The organism is Hyphococcus formosus, from assembly GCF_046736345.1.
GTDB classification, from domain to species: Bacteria; Pseudomonadota; Alphaproteobacteria; order Caulobacterales; family Parvularculaceae; genus Hyphococcus; species Hyphococcus formosus.
Map to the genome: position 1 here is coordinate 753,961 of NZ_CP157210.1, position 16,744 is coordinate 770,704.

Genomic DNA, 16,744 nt, shown 5'->3' on the forward strand with positions numbered 1-16,744 from the left:
TTAGCGAAAGGCCCATAAAATGGGCCGCGAAGGTCGGAAAAAACCCAGATTAATTCGGGGTTTCTGTATCCGTTTCTGGGGTTGGTTCTGTTTCCGCCGGTGTTTCTGTTGTTTCTGCCGCTTCAGGAACTTCACCGCCCATTGATTCGATCAGCGCCTCGGCGTCTGTCGTATCATCGGCCTGAATTTCCAGCGTATTCAACAGATCTTCCGCGCGAATATCGCCATCCGGGTTTTCTTGCACCGCCTCTACGCCCGGCGTACCGGTGAGTTCGTCCGCAATGTCATCGGCGCTTTCGCCGCCGCCAGCACGGATGGCCAGAATAAGCGAAGTCGCAAAAAATAACGCCGCCAACACAGATGTCATCCGGGTCAGAGCATTTGCTGCACCGCGGCCAGTCATAAAGCCGCCGCCGCCACCGCCGCCTAGTCCTAAAGCCCCACCATCGGAACGCTGCAAAAGCACAACGCCAATAAGGGCAAGAACGATAAGGGCATGGATCGTAAGAATAACGGCTGTCATGAAGAATGCTCTCTGGGCCGGACGGGTTAAAGCCGGCACATTGCCAGCAAATGCTATGTAATAGGTCAGGGGTGTATTGCAAATGCCCCCGGTGCAAGGTGCTGGGCATTAACGGAAACCACGCCAGCCCGCAAGTCCCCAATAGCCCCGCAAGTCCCCAATAGCCAAGTCGCCAGCGGCCCCTGCCGGGGTTTCGGGAATTTAGGGGGCAATAACGAACCACGGGAAGCAAGGGCCCGCAGGCCCTTGCTAATGTGGATTAATTCGCTTGTTGTTCAGCGATCCATGTGTCGGTGACCTCATGGAGAATGCCCAGCGGCATCGCGCCATTCATCAAGACCATGTCGTTGAATGCCTTGAGGTTGAAGTCATCACCAAGTTCCTGTTCCGCCCGTGCCCGCATTTCCAGAATCGCGAGCTGGCCGGTTTTGTAAGAGGTCGCCTGACCGGGCCAGACCACATAGCGCTCGATCTCGCGGGTGACTTCTGCTTCGGTCATGCCCGTTTTCTCGATCATATAGGCGATCGCTTCTTCGCGAGACCATTTCTTGGCATGCATGCCCGTATCAACCACAAGACGAACCGCACGGAAAATCTCGGCCTGAAGGCGGCCAAGATCGGCAAGGGGATCATCCGCATACATATCCATATCTGTGGCTGCCATGCGCTCCGCATAAAGTGCCCAACCTTCGGTGTAGGCACCGAAAAGCGAAAGCGTCCGCAGGACCGGTACATCTTCGATGAGCTGAGATGCTGAAATCTGGAAGTGATGGCCTGGTGCCGCTTCATGATAAAGAAGTGTTGGCAAGGTCCAGCGCGGATTGTCGGCTGTGTTCTTCAGGTTGATGTAGAACCGGCCCGGACGCGATCCATCAAGGGCAGGCGGGTTATAATAACCGCCGGGTGCAGAATCCTGCGAGAAGACCGGGACCCGAACAATCTCTAATGGTTGTGGCGGGATGGTGGTGAAATAGTCCTTCGACTTTTCGAGCACCTCGTTGTTCAGTTCAACCAAATAGGCGAGCATTTCTTCGCGGCCTTGGTCAGTGTTCGGGAATTGCCGCTCAGGATCGTTCATCAGAATTTTGACGCGATCCGCCACTGACCCTTCGGTCAAACCTTGCGAAACCAAAATTTGATCCATCTCGGCGGTGATACGGTCAACTTCGGCGAGACCCACCGCATGGATCTCATCGGCGGTCATTTCGGTGGTCGTGAAGGATTTGAGCGCGACTTCATAAATCTTGTCGCCATTCGGCACGCGCCAGATACCGGCATCATGATCTGCGGTTTCGAGCATATCCCGGTAAAGTGCGATCATCGCCTCATAGCCCGGGATGACCACGCCTTCGACAGCCTCTTGGGTCTGCGCAACATATGCGGCGCGCTTTTCTTCGCTCAGGCCGTCAATCGTTTCGAGCTTGGCCGGCAGGGTCGTCACCAGCGGATTATCGGCCGCGCCGTCTTCGATGAAGGCTTCCATGACACCGATAGATTTTTCGAGAATGAAGTCCGGCGGCACGACGCCTTTTTCGCGATCAGCCTCGACCCGGCTTTTTACCTCGCTCAAAACCCGACCAAATTCGTTCACGCGCGAGATATAACGCTTAACGCTTTTCTCGTTTTTGATGACGTGGCTATCGGTCAGAAACTGTGGGATGTCGGTTGTAACACCGCTTAGCTGCGTGACGCGGTAACCATAAGGGTCAATTGCGGTTTGGCGCAGAAGGTCATCGAAAAACCAGACCGCGACCTTCCAGCTTAGGAGTTCTTGCCCTTCAAGCCCGTCAGGACCGTATTTATCGAGCCCGGCTCTGATCCGTTTGATTTTTTCAATGGTCTTTTCATTCTGCTCTTCGGTGTAGTCGGCCAGCTTGCCGCTATGGAAGTCGAGCGGGGTATTATCGATAATCCCGAGCTGAGTGATGATTTCCGGGTCGTCTTTGGCCAGTTGGATCATTGATTTGTTGATGTAATTGTTCACGCCAACGGGTGTGAACCAGAACCACATCGATGCCCCGATAACGGCCAGAACCAGCAATAGGAACAAGCCGCCAAAAATTTTTGCGATCAGTTTCATTTCTAGAATCCCCTCGGATGCGTTTTCCGCACTTTTCACGACTTTCCCTTATGTCACCAGTTTTGCGTCCTTGCGACGCCCTTGGACAGAGAAAGTGAACGGACCGTCTCATAATTGGCTCCATATGCCTAATTTGCCCGGGGGAAATTGGTATAAACCTGTGCCAATTGCGCCATATCGATTGCGTGATCAAAGTTGGCTCTTGTTCTTTAGGCCGTAGTCCGGCTAGGAAGGGCGCGCTAATTTTGGAAAGTTGAGATTAATCAATGCCAACGCCGATTTTGATGCCTGCCCTTTCTCCGACCATGGAAGAGGGAACCCTCGCAAAGTGGAACGTCAAGGAAGGTGACTCAGTCTCTTCTGGCGACGTCATTGCCGAAATTGAAACCGATAAAGCGACGATGGAAGTCGAAGCTGTAGATGACGGTATCATCGGCAAGATCCTCGTTTCCGAAGGAACGGAGAACGTAAAGGTCAATGACCCGATTGCGGTGCTCGTCGACGAAGGCGAAAGCGCTGACGACATTGACGCCAGCGCGCTTAATGGCGCTGCTGCTCCGGCCCAGTCAGGTGACGAGAGCGCAGACACCAGCTCCGATGAGGATGCTTCCTCAAGTGACGACGGCGCGCCGCAACCACAATTGATGACCGCTGCGAGCGATCCGGAATTACCGGACGGCGTCGAGATGGTACAGACCACCATCCGTGACGCGCTGCGTGATGCTATGGCCGAAGAAATGCGCCGCGACGGCGATGTTTTCTTGATGGGCGAGGAAGTCGCAGAATATCAAGGTGCCTATAAGGTTAGCCGTGGCCTTTTAGAGGAATTTGGCTCTCGCCGTGTGGTTGATACGCCAATCACCGAATATGGCTTTGCCGGCCTCGGCGTCGGTGCCGCTTTTGCGGGCCTTAAACCAATCGTTGAATTTATGACGTGGAACTTCGCCATGCAGGCGATTGACCACATTATCAACTCTGCGGCGAAAACCCGTTATATGTCCGGTGGCCAGATGGGCTCGCCGATTGTGTTCCGCGGGCCAAACGCTGCTGCGAGCCGCGTTGCCGCGCAACACTCACAGGATTATGCGCCGTGGTATGCGAATATCCCGGGCCTTATTGTGATTGCGCCTTATTCCGCGTCAGATGCAAAAGGTCTCCTTAAAGCGGCGATCCGCAACCTAAACCCGGTTGTCTTCCTTGAGCACGAATTGCTTTACGGCGACACAATGGACGTGCCTGACGTTGAAGATTGGGTTCTGCCGATTGGTAAGGCGAAGATCGCGCGCGAAGGTTCGGACGTAACAATTGTTTCCTATTCGCGCGGCGTGAAATTCTCACTCGAAGCCGCTGAAAAGCTTAGCGAAGAGGGTATTAACGCCGAAGTCGTCGATCTCCGCACGATCCGCCCGATGGATGTGGAAACCGTCATCGAGTCCGTGAAAAAGACGAACCGCGTTGTGACCGTAGAAGAGAGCTGGGGACCATGCGGCATTGGCTCAGAGGTCGCATGGCAGGTAACGCAACATGCCTTTGATTATCTCGATGCGCCGCCTGCGCGGGTTTGCCAGGAAGACGCACCATTGCCTTATGCGGCAAACCTTGAAGCGATGAGCCTCCCGAGCGCGGAGAAAGTCGTCAAGGCTGTCAAGCAAGTGATGTATAAGGACTAATCATGCCAACGCCAATCCTCATGCCCGCCCTGTCGCCCACTATGGAAGAGGGCACGCTTGCAAAATGGAACGTCAAGGAAGGGGACAAAGTCTCTTCCGGTGACGTCATTGCGGAAATCGAAACCGACAAAGCGACGATGGAAGTCGAGGCGGTGGACGAGGGCACTGTTGGCAAGATCATTATCGCCGAAGGCACTGAGGCGGTTAAGGTCAATGCGCCGATCGCCGTATTGCTTGACGATGGCGAAAGCGCCGACGACATTGATATGAATTCGCTCGGCGGTGATGCATCAGCGGAAGCGCCAAAGGCCGAAGACAAAAAGTCAGAAGAACCCAAAGAAAAATCGACGCCGGCTCCTGCGCAATCTGCGCCGAAATCAAATGGTGCCGCGAATGGGCGGGTCTTTGCTTCGCCGCTCGCAAAGCGGATTGCGTCGCAAAACGGTATCGATATCAGCGCCGTGAATGGCACTGGCCCGCGTGGCCGTGTGGTGAAGCGCGATGTTGAAAAGGCGATGAAAGAGGGGACCGGCAAGGTCGCATCAGCCGCCGCGCCCGCGCAGATTGCACCGGCCACAGTCGATGAGCGGCTTTACCCGGCCGATAGCTATGAGGCGGTTAAGCTTGACGGTATGCGCAAGGTTATCGCCAAGCGCCTGACCCAGAGCTTCAATCAGGAAGTGCCGCATTTCCCGCTGAATATCGACATTGAACTCGATACGCTGTTGGAGGCACGCAAGCGCATTAACGCAACCTCCCCGAAAGAGGGTGACGGCGCGTTCAAGCTCTCGGTTAATGATTTCATCATCAAAGCGTCGGCGATGGCGTTGAAACAGGTGCCAGCCGCGAATGCGACCTATACGGACGAAGCGATTCTACTGCACAAACACGCCGACATCGGCGTTGCCGTTGCGATTGATGGCGGTTTGATTACGCCAATCGTCTGGAAGGCGGAAGAAAAAGGCCTCAAGCAGATCTCGGCTGAGATCAAGGATATGGCGGCCCGGGCGCGTAATAAAAAGCTGAAACCGGAAGAATACCAAGGCGGTACTTTCTCGGTGTCTAATCTGGGCATGTTTGGCATCACGTCGTTCTCTTCGATTGTGAATCAACCGCATGGTGCGATCATGTCCGTTGGCGCGGGCCAAGAGCGCGTTGTCGTTAAAAACGGCAAGATGGAAATCGCGACCATGATGACCGTGACCCTGACCTGCGACCACCGCGTGGTCGATGGTGCAGTTGGCGCGCAATTCCTCGCGGCGTTCAAAAACTTCATCGAAGAACCAACCTCGATGCTGCTTTAAATTGTATTTCAGCGGATGCGAGTGTCCGCTGAAGCAACGCCAATTTCTGCCATGTAAATTCGAAACCGGTGTTGCGACCGCATTCGCCAACGCAAAAGCGGGGCAGGTATGTATCGCATAACCTGTCAGATTGCGTGTAAAAAAACACGAATTTACAATGGATTAGTTGGTAAACTTAAGTCGTTTTGTTCGGTGTGGTAACGCCAATGTTAGGTTGCACCGCAAAAAGACCACAATTTCGCCGCGAGAAAATTTCATTTCGTTGCAATATTCCACTCATCGCGAGGGCGTTGAGTATTCCGAGCGACGGCGAGGCACTCAGCCATTTCTCTCCCCCCGTGCTGGATCTGCCTCGCCACTCTTTTTTTTGAATTCCACTTTAACGTGTATTTCGATTGCCGACTTGCCTCAGGGCGGATGTAAGTTTATAACATCACGAAAGCGCGGCGCGTATCGCTGTGGCTTCGTAAGTTAGTTGCGTAGGTGTATGTGGCGTTGTGTTTCTGCGGGCGGCCTCAAGTCCCCCAATATCGAGGCCGCCCGTTTTGCTTTTCCTCGAAAATTTATGCCGCATCCTGTTTTGCTCTTGCGAAGCGGGCGGGGCTGCCCTAATACCCACGCTTTCGCGGGAGGTTTTCGGCAAAGTCCAGCCGGAATCGGACCGCGACCCTTCAACGGACCAAGTCGTTAATTCGGCGCGGTCATACAAAACGAGAAGGCTATAAAATGGCTAAGAAAATCTCAGGTTACCTGAAGCTTCAGGTGCCGGCGGGAGCGGCAACACCGTCACCGCCAATCGGTCCAGCGCTCGGTCAGCGTGGATTGAACATCATGGAATTCTGCAAGGCGTTTAACGCCAAGACGCAGGAAATGGAAAAAGGGATGCCAATCCCTACGATCATCACGATCTTTTCCGATAAGTCTTTCACATTCAAAACGAAGACTCCGCCAGCTTCATTCTATCTCAAGAAAGCAGCGAAGCTTCCAAAGGGTGGTTCACTACCAGGCAAAGAAGTCGCCGGTACCGTCACTGTTGCTCAGTGCCGTGAAATCGCTGAAGCAAAGATGAAAGACCTCAACGCCAATGACCTCGACGCAGCGACCAAGATTATCATGGGTTCTGCACGGGCCATGGGCCTAGCGGTGCAGGAGTAAGATCGATGGCGAAACCAGGAAAAAGAATTCGCGCTGCGCGTGAAGCGATTGATCGCAACAAGTTTTATTCGGTCGATGAGGCCGTAAAGATTCTCAAAGACAATGCGAAAGCAAAGTTTGACGAGTCAATTGAAATTGCGATGAACCTCGGTGTTGATCCACGCCACGCTGACCAGATGGTTCGCGGCGTTGTTTCACTGCCAAATGGCACAGGCCGTTCGGTACGCGTTGCGGTTTTTGCAAAAGACGCAAAAGCGGAAGAAGCAAAAGAAGCGGGCGCAGATATTGTTGGCGCAGAAGATCTGATGGAAAAAATCCAGGAAGGTTTCATGGATTTTGACCGCGTGATCGCGACGCCTGACATGATGGCTGTTGTTGGTCGCCTCGGTAAGGTGCTTGGTCCTCGCGGCCTGATGCCAAACCCGAAGGTTGGTACGGTTACACCAAACGTTGCCCAGGCAGTTAAAGACTCTAAAGGCGGCGCTGTTGAGTTCCGCGTTGAAAAAGCCGGTATCGTTCATGCTGGCGTTGGCAAAGCAAGCTTTGGTGCGGACGCACTTGCCGAAAACGTCAAAGCGTTCATCGAAGCTGTGAACAAAGCCAAGCCAGCTGGTTCAAAAGGCACTTACGTCAAGAAAGTATCGCTTTCTTCGACAATGGGTCCGGGCCTAAAGATCGAGACTTCTGGCGCTGCTTAATTGATTTCCGTTTTCAGAACGGTCATCCAATTCCGAATATTATTAAACCCGTCGCAATAATTGCGGCGGGTTTTTTAGTTTGAATTCGTTTCCACGATTTCCATGACCAAATCCGCAATTTCCGACGTAAATTGCGGATTGGAACGCATAAGGGCCGCAGCGCGCCGACCTTCTTCGAGGTTGTGCACAACGCTTCTCAAGCGAGGTACACTATTGGCTGCATCGGTTTTTAATCCGTATGTGGAGTTCCCGCGGCTGATCCTGCCTGCCTTTTCTGCTGCCGTAAGTCGTCTTTCACATCTGCAGGCGGCAGTCTTGGAAACATTGCCGCATCGCACATTCATGAAAGCCAAAATGGCATCACGACTTCGCTTCAATCGTTGTCGGTAGGTTGCTGGTGCAATTTCCAGCGCTTCAGCGGCTTCACTATCGGATAATTCGAAAATCTCACCGAGCACATAGGCCAATCTAGCTTCTCTTTTGAGGCAGGTCAGCAATGCGAGCGTACAGCCGATCTTGATTTCATTTATTGCGAGTTCAGTTTCGGGGTCGTGGGGTTCAGTGCTGGTTGAAACATCAAGGCCCCGCGCGAGATCATCTGCGAACCCATCAAAGGTTAGCCGCATTGCTTCAACCCGACCGCGTTTGGAACTGGCGATCAGATGCCGGCAGGCAATCCGCATCGCCCATCCGCCGGCAGCCTCCACATCCCGGATAGAGCCGAGGTTTGTTATGATTTTTATCAGGATTTCCTGCGTTGCATCTTGCGCATCCTCAGGATGGGCGAGCATGCGCATTGCGAGATTATAGACCGGTCGTTCAGCATTTTTGACAATAGCTGAAAGGGCGGCGCGGTTTCCTTGCCGCGCCGCGATGACCAGTGAAGCCGCCAGTCGGATCATGCTTCGAGCATCTCCTTTAGCGCGATAAGTTCTTCGCCAAGAATTTTAATTTGCTCGGCTAGTGCACCTTCAAGCATTTCCAATGGCACCGGCGGTGCCATCAACGTAAAAGAATAGATACTTCCGGCGTCGCCATTTGGCGTGACACGTGAAAAGGCGGTGCCCACGGTGCCGTCAGGGAAGGTCATACGCCAATCCACGGTGCCGAGTTCCTGGTTGGTATTTGTGTCGAGTTTGATGGGCAGTGCGCCGTCGGGCGTAACGAGTTTCGCTGTCTGGTCATCCGCCTGCGCGAATGCGTTGGTCCATTTTGGCAAGTTTTTCGGATCAGCGACAAAATCGAATACTTTCAATGCGGGTTTCGCGATTTCGATAGACTGAACGTCGTGGGTTTTCATCTCAATTTCCTTTTACCGGCGCATCGGCCATTCCGCGCGCTCATAGGTAAGGAGGGTCGTGAGAAGGAAACCGTGACAAAAATTCTGAAATGAATGGGCATTTATCTGCGGCATTAGGGCAGATGAATTTCCCTTGCGGATTATCCGAATTGCCCGTTATTGCTGGTCCTACTGTACTTGGGGAGCGGTCGTGAGGACCAGTTTGCTAAAATTATCATTCACGCTTCGGCTTTGCCTGTTTGTGCTCTTTGCACTCGGGCAGTTAGTGCCGGCGGGCTTGGCGTTCGCGTCGCAGGGCGATGATTTCACGATCGTTATCTGTACGATGGACGGTGCGAAATCCGTTTCCTACGCAGAGCTGACCGGCGAGCCGACACCCTTCCAATCGCAACATGATGACGCTGAAAATGTCTGCCATGTCTGCGTGATCGGCGCGTGTGCTTTTGGGGCCATACAGCCACCTTCGGCGAGCATCAAAGTTGCCGTTCTGACACATGGTGATTTGGGTGTCGTTTATCGTCGTAAAGTCACTGCGCTCTATGCGACTGGACCGCCATTGCCGTCACGCGCGCCACCCGCACCGGTTCTGACCTAACGCATCAGTAACCGGTGTTTCTCCTATGAAACGCCACACTTTTTCGCGCTTCTTCAGGAGTAATCAATGCGCACCTTATTTCTTGGCGCGGTTTTGGCCGTTGCCGCCGCTATGCCTGTCTCTGCCGATCAGAATAATGCCAAAGACCACGCACCGATTGGGGTGATGGGTGACCATATGCATAAAAAGGGGGAGGTCATGTTCTCCTACCGGTTTATGCGTATGAACATGGAAGGCAACCGAATTGGCACCAATTCCGTAACGCCTGATGAGATCGTCACCACGGTGCCGAACCGGTTTTTCGGCGCGCCGATGCAGCCGCCAACGCTTCGTGTTGTGCCGCTCAAAATGACGATGGACATGCATATGCTTGGCGCGATGTATGCGCCGTCCGACTGGCTGACCCTCATGGTCATGGGTAATGTGCTGAGCAATGACATGGACCATCTGACCTATCAGGGCGGCATGGGCACAACGACATTGGGTGAGTTCACCACAAGTTCGTCCGGATTTGGCGATACGAAAATTGGCGGGCTGATCCGCATTTTCGACGAGAGCGCGAATGGCGTTCGTCACCATGCGCATTTCAACGCAAATCTGTCACTGCCGACAGGATCGACAACAAAGACCGACGAAATCCTGACGCCAATGGATATGACGCCGACCGTGCGTCTGCCTTACCCGATGCAGCTTGGTTCCGGCACGTTCGATTTTCAGCCGGGGGTGACCTATACGGGCGCAAGCGATCAATTTTCGTGGGGCGCGCAATATCTTGGTACGTTCCGCGCGGGCACCAATGACGAGGGCTATGCGCTTGGTGATCGCCATGACGTAACCGCATGGGCGCAATGGGGACCGCAGCCTTGGGTCGCATTTTCCGGCCGCCTGGCCTTCCGTTCACAGGAAGAAATAGACGGCATCGATCCGGCGATTATGGCACCGGTTCAAACTGCGAACCCGGATTTTCATGGCGGTGAACGGATCGATATGGGTTTCGGCGTCAATCTGGCCGGGCAACATGGCGCGATCAAAGGCCACCGCCTGGCAGTCGAGGTCTTGCTGCCCGTGCATCAGGATCTCAATGGCCCGCAAATGGAAACCGATTGGACACTGACCGTTGGTTGGCAAAAAGCGTTCTAATCAAAGGGGCCGCTTTCTCAGCGGAAAGTGGCCCTGTGCCTTTTTGAAAGGAGGGCATTCAATGAAACTCAAGTTTTTTGATCTGCGCGTGGTTTTCACCGTACTGCTAACTTTGCTTAGTGCCACAGCGCTTTCCCATGAATTTACAAAAGCGGGCTTGCTAGTAGAACATCCGTGGGCGCGGCCGACACATGCGAAATCTGTCCCCGCAGCGATCTATTTCAATGTGGTCAATAAAGGCGAGGGCGATGACCGGCTTTTGTCGGTAAAATCTGCGCGCGCGAAGGCCGTGGAAATTCATCAGACTGAGGTCGATGAAAACAATATCGCCCGGATGCGACCGCTCAAGGGCGGTCTCGCAATTCCAGCGGGAGAAACAATATCCATGGAGACCGGCGGCTTTCACGTGATGCTAATCGGCCTTGATGCGCCACTGAAAAAAGATGAACGGTTTCCGGTTGTTTTGAATTTCGAAAAAGCAGGGGAAGTCACCGTGGAAATCTTGGTCGAAGACCGTGAAGCGGGAATGATGCATCACTAAATGCTAAATATTTTGCGTAGTTGAGACGGCCCCTTGGTGGGCCGTTTCTTTTTTTAGGCCAGATTTCGCTTTTTAGGCCGGATTTCGCTGGGGGCCCTTGATTTCTGGCGAAAGGCCGGTAGAAGCACGAACTTCATCGGCGTTTCGGCGCGGGTGAAACCTGTCCGAGACTGCGGGTGTAGGTTTCCTACTTAATCTCCCGCATAGACAGAGGGAAAGGATCAGCCGGTTTCCGGCACGTCCGTACGACCTTCTGGGGCAGGCTCTCTGCGTTTGGCGCGGGAGCCTTTTTGGTTTCCGACATCAAATGCGAGATTGAAGCCCCCTGTATTTATACAGGGATATCCTGAGGCTAGTAGCATTTTGCTATTGGCCTTGTTCGAACCGAAGGGACCTGCCGTATGGACAGAACCCAAAAGGCGGAAGCGGTCGAGTGGATCGGTAACGTGTTCGATTCGAATGCGGTTGTTGTGGTGGCTAATGGCGGTTTGACCGTCTCCGAAATGGAGTCTTTGCGCGGTGAGCTGCGTAAAGCCGGTGCCAACATGAAAATCGTCAAGAATCGCCTCGCAAAGATCGCGATCTCTGGAAAGCCGAGTGAAAAACTCTCGGACCTCTTCCAGGGACCAACTGCAATCGCATTCTCTGAAGACCCGGTCGCAGCGGCGAAAGCCGTGAAGGACTACGCGAAGGATAATGACAAGCTCAAAATCCTTGGCGGCGCGATGGGTGAGGAAATTCTCGATGTGAACGGTGTGAACGCACTCGCGTCTATGCCTTCTCGCGAGGAGCTTCTGGCCTCTATCGTGATGACCATCACGTCTCCTGCAGCGAATATTGCCGGTGCAATTGGTGCACCAGCGTCAAATATCGCTGGTATTTTGGAGACCTTGGAGAGGCGCGAGGCAGCGTAAGCGGCCCGACCGAATTTTCGTTAATCTAATCAATCAACTAGGAACTAAACAAAATGGCTGATCTTAAAAAACTAGCTGAAGAGCTTGTTGGCCTGACGCTTCTTGAAGCAGCAGAGCTGAAAAATATCCTTAAAGACGAGTACGGCATTGAGCCAGCTGCTGGCGCAGTTGCTGTTGCTGCTGCTCCTGGTGCTGCTGAAGGCGGTGCAGGCGAAGAACAAACTGAGTTCGACGTCATCCTCGTCAGCGCTGGCGACAAGAAAATCAACGTGATCAAGGAAGTACGCGCGATCACGGGTCTTGGCCTCAAGGAAGCAAAAGAGCTCGTCGAAGCTGGCGGCAAGCCAGTTAAAGAAGCTGCAGCGAAAGCTGAAGCGGAAGACATCAAGAAGAAGCTCGAAGAAGCTGGCGCGAAAGTCGAACTTAAATAGTTCGAATAATTCGCGTGTAGGCGTGAATTTTCGTGTCCGCAGGGGTTGCGGTCGCGGACAAGCACGCCTATTACACCCAATCGCCGCCGATGGATCCCTGTCGGCGGCTTAAGGTTTTGCGGCGACGTGCTTCGGTTAATCGAGATCAAAATTTAGTCATCCGTGCCCGCGGTCGAACATTGTGCGACTGACGGGACTTTTTCGTATGCGTTAACCCTGTTTGACGCCGGGTTTGGTCGCGCACGCTGCGAAACGGTTGACATCCGCTTGTGAGGAAAAGATGGCGCAATCCTTCGTTGAGAAGAAACGCATTCGTAAAAATTTCGGTCGTATCGGCGATGCGGCTCCAATGCCGAACCTTATTCAGGTTCAAAAAGACTCCTACGAACAGTTCCTGCAGCGATTCATCAAGGCGGAAGATCGTGAGATCGACGGCCTCGAAGCTGTATTCCGGTCTGTGTTTCCGATTTCGGATTTCACAGAGACCGCAACGCTGGAATATGTGTCTTACGAGTTCGAAGATCCCAAATATGACACCGAGGAATGTCAGCAACGTGACATGACCTATGCAGCGCCGTTGAAGGTGACGCTGCGCCTTATCGTCTTTGAGGTCGATGAGGAGACTGGTGCGAAGTCCGTCAAGGACATCAAGGAACAAGAAGTCTATATGGGCGACATGCCGCTCATGACGGACAATGGTACGTTCATCGTGAACGGTACCGAGCGCGTGATCGTATCGCAGATGCACCGTTCGCCGGGTGTGTTCTTCGATCATGACCGCGGCAAGAGCCATTCATCGGGCAAGCTGTTGTTTGCTGCGCGGATTATTCCTTACCGTGGTTCGTGGCTTGATTTTGAATTTGACGTGAAGGACATCGTCAATGTCCGTATCGACCGTCGCCGTAAATTGCCGGCGACAACGCTGCTTTATGCGCTCGGTATGGATCAGGAAGAAATCCTCGACGAGTTCTATGACCGCGTTTCCCACCGGAAGATCGAAACCGGTTGGACAATGCCGTTCAACCCAGAGCGCTGGAAAGGCGTGAAGGTCGATCGCGACCTGATCAACGCTAAGAATGGCGAGATCGTTCTGGAGGCCGGTAAAAAGCTTTCTGCGCGCGCCGCGAAAAAGCTGGCGGAAGAGGGGCTCGAAGAGCTTCTGCTTTCTGATCAGGAAATGGTTGGCCGCTATTTCGCTTCTGACCTTGTCAATTTCGACAATGGTGAGATCTATGCGGAAGCTGGTGAAGAGATCACCGAAGACCACCTTGAGACATTTGCGGAAATCGGCATCGAAGCGTTTGATACGATTGACGTCGATCACCTCAATATCGGTGCGTATATCCGGAACTCGCTGAACGCGGACAAAAACCGCAATCGCGAAATGGCACTGATCGATATTTATCGTGTGATGCGTCCGGGTGAGCCGCCCACATTGGAAACGGCTGAAGGCCTGTTCTATTCGCTGTTCTTTGACCCAGAGCGCTATGACCTTTCATCGGTTGGCCGGGTTAAGATGAACATCCGTCTCAATTTCGAGACCGAGGACACGCTTCGCACCCTGCGCAAGGAAGACATTCTTGCGGTTCTGAAAACCCTGACCAATCTGCGTGATGGCCGCGGCGAGATCGACGATATCGACAATCTCGGCAACCGCCGTGTGCGTTCGGTCGGTGAGTTGATGGAAAATCAATATCGCATCGGCTTGCTCCGCATGGAGCGCGCGATCAAGGAACGCATGTCATCAGCTGAGCTTGATACGCTGATGCCGCATGATCTGATCAACGCGAAGCCGGCTGCGGCGGCGGTGCGCGAGTTCTTTGGTTCGTCACAGCTTTCCCAGTTCATGGACCAGACAAACCCGCTTTCAGAGATTACGCATAAGCGTCGTCTCTCAGCGCTTGGTCCGGGCGGTTTGACCCGTGAGCGTGCGGGCTTTGAGGTCCGTGACGTTCATCCAACGCACTATGGCCGGATCTGCCCGATTGAAACGCCTGAGGGGCCGAATATCGGTCTGATCAACTCGCTCGCGACACATGCGCAGGTGAATAAATATGGCTTCATCGAGAGCCCATATCGCCGCGTTGAAGACGGTAAGGTGACCGACGAGGTCATCTATCTGTCGGCGATGGAAGAGCAGCGCTTTGCGATTGCGCAGGCGAATGCGGAAGTCGACGAGGAAGGCCGTCTGGCAAACGAATTCGTCAACTGCCGTGTTGGTGGTGACGCAACATTGGTACCGCGTGAAGACGTGGCCTATATCGACGTTTCGCCAAAACAGCTTGTTTCTGTTGCTGCGGCGCTCATCCCATTCCTTGAGAATGACGATGCGAACCGCGCGTTGATGGGATCAAACATGCAACGTCAGGCCGTGCCGCTGCTTCAGGCAGAGGCACCGTTTGTCGGTACCGGCATGGAAGCGGTTGTGGCGCGCGATTCTGGTGCTGCGGTTTCTGCACGTCGTGCAGGTATCGTTGAGCAGGTCGATGCGCAGCGTATCGTTATCCGCGCAACCGAAGAGAATGACCCGACGAAGCCGGGCGTTGATATCTTCAATCTGCGCAAGTTCCAGCGTTCGAACCAGAACACCTGTATCAACCAGCGTCCGCTCGTGAAAATCGGTGACATTGTTCGCGAAGGCGACATCATTGCCGATGGTCCGTCGACGGATCTGGGTGAACTGGCGCTCGGTAAAAACGTGCTCGTGGCGTTCATGCCGTGGAACGGATACAACTTTGAGGACTCGATCCTCATTTCTGAGCGTATCGTGCGCGATGACGTGTTCACTTCCATCCACCTCGAAGAATTCGAAGTGATGGCGCGGGATACGAAACTCGGCCCGGAAGAGATTACCCGCGATATTCCAAACGTATCGGAAGAAGCGCTGCGTAACCTCGACGAGGCCGGTATCGTTGCCATTGGTGCTGAAGTTCATCCGGGCGATATTCTCGTTGGTAAGATCACGCCAAAAGGCGAATCGCCAATGACGCCGGAAGAAAAGCTTCTGCGCGCGATCTTTGGTGAGAAAGCGTCTGACGTTCGTGATACTTCGCTGAAACTACCGCCAGGTGTTGCTGGTACAGTTGTTGAGGTTCGTGTCTTTAACCGTCACGGTGTCGACAAGGACGAACGCGCGATCGCGATCGAGCGTGAAGAAATCGAACGTCTCGCAAAAGACCGCGACGACGAACTCGCGATCCTTGAGCGCAACATCTATGGCCGTCTCAAGCCATTGCTTCTCGGTAAAGAGGCCGTGTCAGGTCCAAAAGGATTTGAATCCGGTCAGGTCACCGAAACTATTCTCGAAGAGCAGCTTTCACGCGGTCAGTGGTGGAAGATCGGTGTCGCCGACGAAGCGGTCATGGGCGAAATCGAAGCGCTCAAGAAACAGTATGACGACTCTAAAGCTCGCCTCGAAGCGCGCTTTGAAGACAAGGTCGACAAGCTCAAGCGCGGTGACGAACTACCGCCGGGCGTGATGAAGATGGTCAAAGTCTTTGTGGCCGTGAAGCGTAAGCTTCAGCCCGGCGACAAGATGGCTGGTCGTCACGGAAACAAAGGTGTGATTTCGAAAATCGCACCGATGGAAGACATGCCGTTCCTTGCTGACGGTACGCCGGTCGATATCGTTCTTAACCCGCTCGGCGTTCCTTCGCGGATGAATGTGGGTCAGATTCTCGAAACGCATCTTGGTTGGGCGTGTCGAGGTCTTGGCCGTCAGATTGGCAATGTTCTCGAGGAATGGGACAATGGTTCCAAGACTCGCGAAGATCTCATTGCTGAGCTGAAACATGTTTATGGCGACGAGCAGGTTCTTCCGCGTTCCAATGAGGAACTGAAAGAGCTTGGTACGAACCTCATTCGCGGTGTTCCGATTGCGACGCCAGTCTTTGATGGTGCGCGCGAAGCGGAAATCATCGACATGTTGCAACGTGCCGGTCTTGAAGATTCCGGTCAGGTCACGCTCTATGATGGCCGGACGGGTGAAACCTTCAAGCGTAAGGTTACGGTGGGGTATAAATACCTCCTCAAGCTGCATCACCTTGTCGACGACAAGATCCACGCGCGTTCGATTGGTCCATACTCACTGGTCACGCAGCAGCCATTGGGCGGTAAAGCGCAATTTGGCGGCCAGCGCTTCGGTGAGATGGAAGTCTGGGCACTCGAAGCCTATGGCGCGGCTTATACGCTACAGGAAATGCTGACGGTTAAGTCAGATGACGTTGCGGGCCGGACCAAGGTTTATGAAGCGATTGTTCGTGGTGATGACTCGTTCGAAGCGGGTATCCCGGAAAGCTTCAACGTCCTTGTTAAGGAAATGCGTTCACTCGGCCTTAATGTCGAGCTTCAGAACGGGTGACGCTAACGCGTCCCCCGTTCCCTTTAGTTATTG

14 protein-coding genes are annotated in these 16,744 nt (G+C 53.7%); 10 read left to right on the forward strand and 4 right to left on the reverse strand.

Annotation, left to right across the window (positions count from 1 at the left end):
* Window positions 1-49: 49 nt before the first annotated feature.
* The gene (secG, locus tag ABFZ83_RS03440) at window positions 50-523 is read right to left on the reverse strand and encodes a preprotein translocase subunit SecG (RefSeq protein WP_411818033.1); all 474 of its coding nucleotides are present in this window, start codon (window positions 521-523) and stop codon (window positions 50-52) included.
* 259 nt (window positions 524-782) lie between these two features.
* A complete protein-coding gene (locus ABFZ83_RS03445) occupies window positions 783-2,603 on the reverse strand; it encodes a DUF885 domain-containing protein (protein WP_411818034.1) in 1,821 nt (606 codons plus the stop codon).
* A 266-nt stretch (window positions 2,604-2,869) separates the two neighbouring features.
* On the opposite strand from ABFZ83_RS03445, the gene ABFZ83_RS03450 reads away from it, so the two are divergent.
* The 4 genes from ABFZ83_RS03450 (at window position 2,870) to rplA (ending at window position 7,430) form a co-directional block, all read left to right on the forward strand.
* On the forward strand, window positions 2,870-4,273 hold the full coding sequence (locus ABFZ83_RS03450; RefSeq protein ID WP_411818035.1) for a pyruvate dehydrogenase complex E1 component subunit beta: 1,404 nt from the start codon (window positions 2,870-2,872) through the stop codon (window positions 4,271-4,273).
* 2 nt (window positions 4,274-4,275) lie between these two features.
* Window positions 4,276-5,577, forward strand: a complete 1,302-nt coding sequence (locus ABFZ83_RS03455; protein ID WP_411818036.1) for a pyruvate dehydrogenase complex dihydrolipoamide acetyltransferase — start codon at window positions 4,276-4,278, stop codon at window positions 5,575-5,577.
* 726 nt (window positions 5,578-6,303) lie between these two features.
* Complete coding sequence (gene rplK, locus ABFZ83_RS03460; RefSeq protein ID WP_411818037.1) at window positions 6,304-6,732, forward strand: 50S ribosomal protein L11; 429 nt, start codon at window positions 6,304-6,306, stop codon at window positions 6,730-6,732.
* 5 nt (window positions 6,733-6,737) lie between these two features.
* Window positions 6,738-7,430 carry a 50S ribosomal protein L1 gene (gene rplA / locus ABFZ83_RS03465; protein WP_411818038.1) on the forward strand — a complete coding sequence of 231 codons (693 nt, stop codon included), beginning with the start codon at window positions 6,738-6,740 and terminating at the stop codon, window positions 7,428-7,430.
* A 74-nt stretch (window positions 7,431-7,504) separates the two neighbouring features.
* Here the strand turns inward: rplA and ABFZ83_RS03470 are convergent, their stop codons facing one another.
* Window positions 7,505-8,332, reverse strand: a complete 828-nt coding sequence (locus tag ABFZ83_RS03470; RefSeq protein WP_411818039.1) for an RNA polymerase sigma factor — start codon at window positions 8,330-8,332, stop codon at window positions 7,505-7,507.
* Window positions 8,329-8,730 (reverse strand): SRPBCC family protein, encoded by a 402-nt coding sequence (locus tag ABFZ83_RS03475; protein ID WP_411818040.1) that lies wholly within the window; start codon window positions 8,728-8,730, stop codon window positions 8,329-8,331. The genes ABFZ83_RS03470 and ABFZ83_RS03475 overlap by 4 nt, the downstream gene beginning before the upstream one ends.
* 190 nt (window positions 8,731-8,920) lie before the next feature.
* Between ABFZ83_RS03475 and ABFZ83_RS03480 the strand changes: the two genes are divergently transcribed.
* The 6 genes from ABFZ83_RS03480 to rpoB all read left to right on the forward strand — a co-directional run bounded on the left by ABFZ83_RS03480 (window position 8,921) and on the right by rpoB (window position 16,711).
* Window positions 8,921-9,325, forward strand: coding sequence for a DUF2946 family protein (locus ABFZ83_RS03480; protein ID WP_411818041.1), 405 nt, complete (start codon window positions 8,921-8,923; stop codon window positions 9,323-9,325).
* A 66-nt stretch (window positions 9,326-9,391) separates the two neighbouring features.
* Window positions 9,392-10,465, forward strand: a complete 1,074-nt coding sequence (locus ABFZ83_RS03485) for a transporter (RefSeq protein ID WP_411818042.1) — start codon at window positions 9,392-9,394, stop codon at window positions 10,463-10,465.
* A gap of 61 nt (window positions 10,466-10,526) precedes the next feature.
* Window positions 10,527-11,006, forward strand: coding sequence for a copper chaperone PCu(A)C (locus ABFZ83_RS03490; protein WP_411818043.1), 480 nt, complete (start codon window positions 10,527-10,529; stop codon window positions 11,004-11,006).
* Window positions 11,007-11,407: 401 nt separating this feature from the next.
* On the forward strand, window positions 11,408-11,920 hold the full coding sequence (rplJ, locus tag ABFZ83_RS03495; RefSeq protein WP_411818044.1) for a 50S ribosomal protein L10: 513 nt from the start codon (window positions 11,408-11,410) through the stop codon (window positions 11,918-11,920).
* A 53-nt stretch (window positions 11,921-11,973) separates the two neighbouring features.
* Complete coding sequence (rplL, locus tag ABFZ83_RS03500) at window positions 11,974-12,351, forward strand: 50S ribosomal protein L7/L12 (protein WP_411818045.1); 378 nt, start codon at window positions 11,974-11,976, stop codon at window positions 12,349-12,351.
* Window positions 12,352-12,631: 280 nt separating this feature from the next.
* On the forward strand, window positions 12,632-16,711 hold the full coding sequence (gene rpoB, locus ABFZ83_RS03505) for a DNA-directed RNA polymerase subunit beta (protein ID WP_411818046.1): 4,080 nt from the start codon (window positions 12,632-12,634) through the stop codon (window positions 16,709-16,711).
* Window positions 16,712-16,744 lie beyond the last annotated feature (33 nt).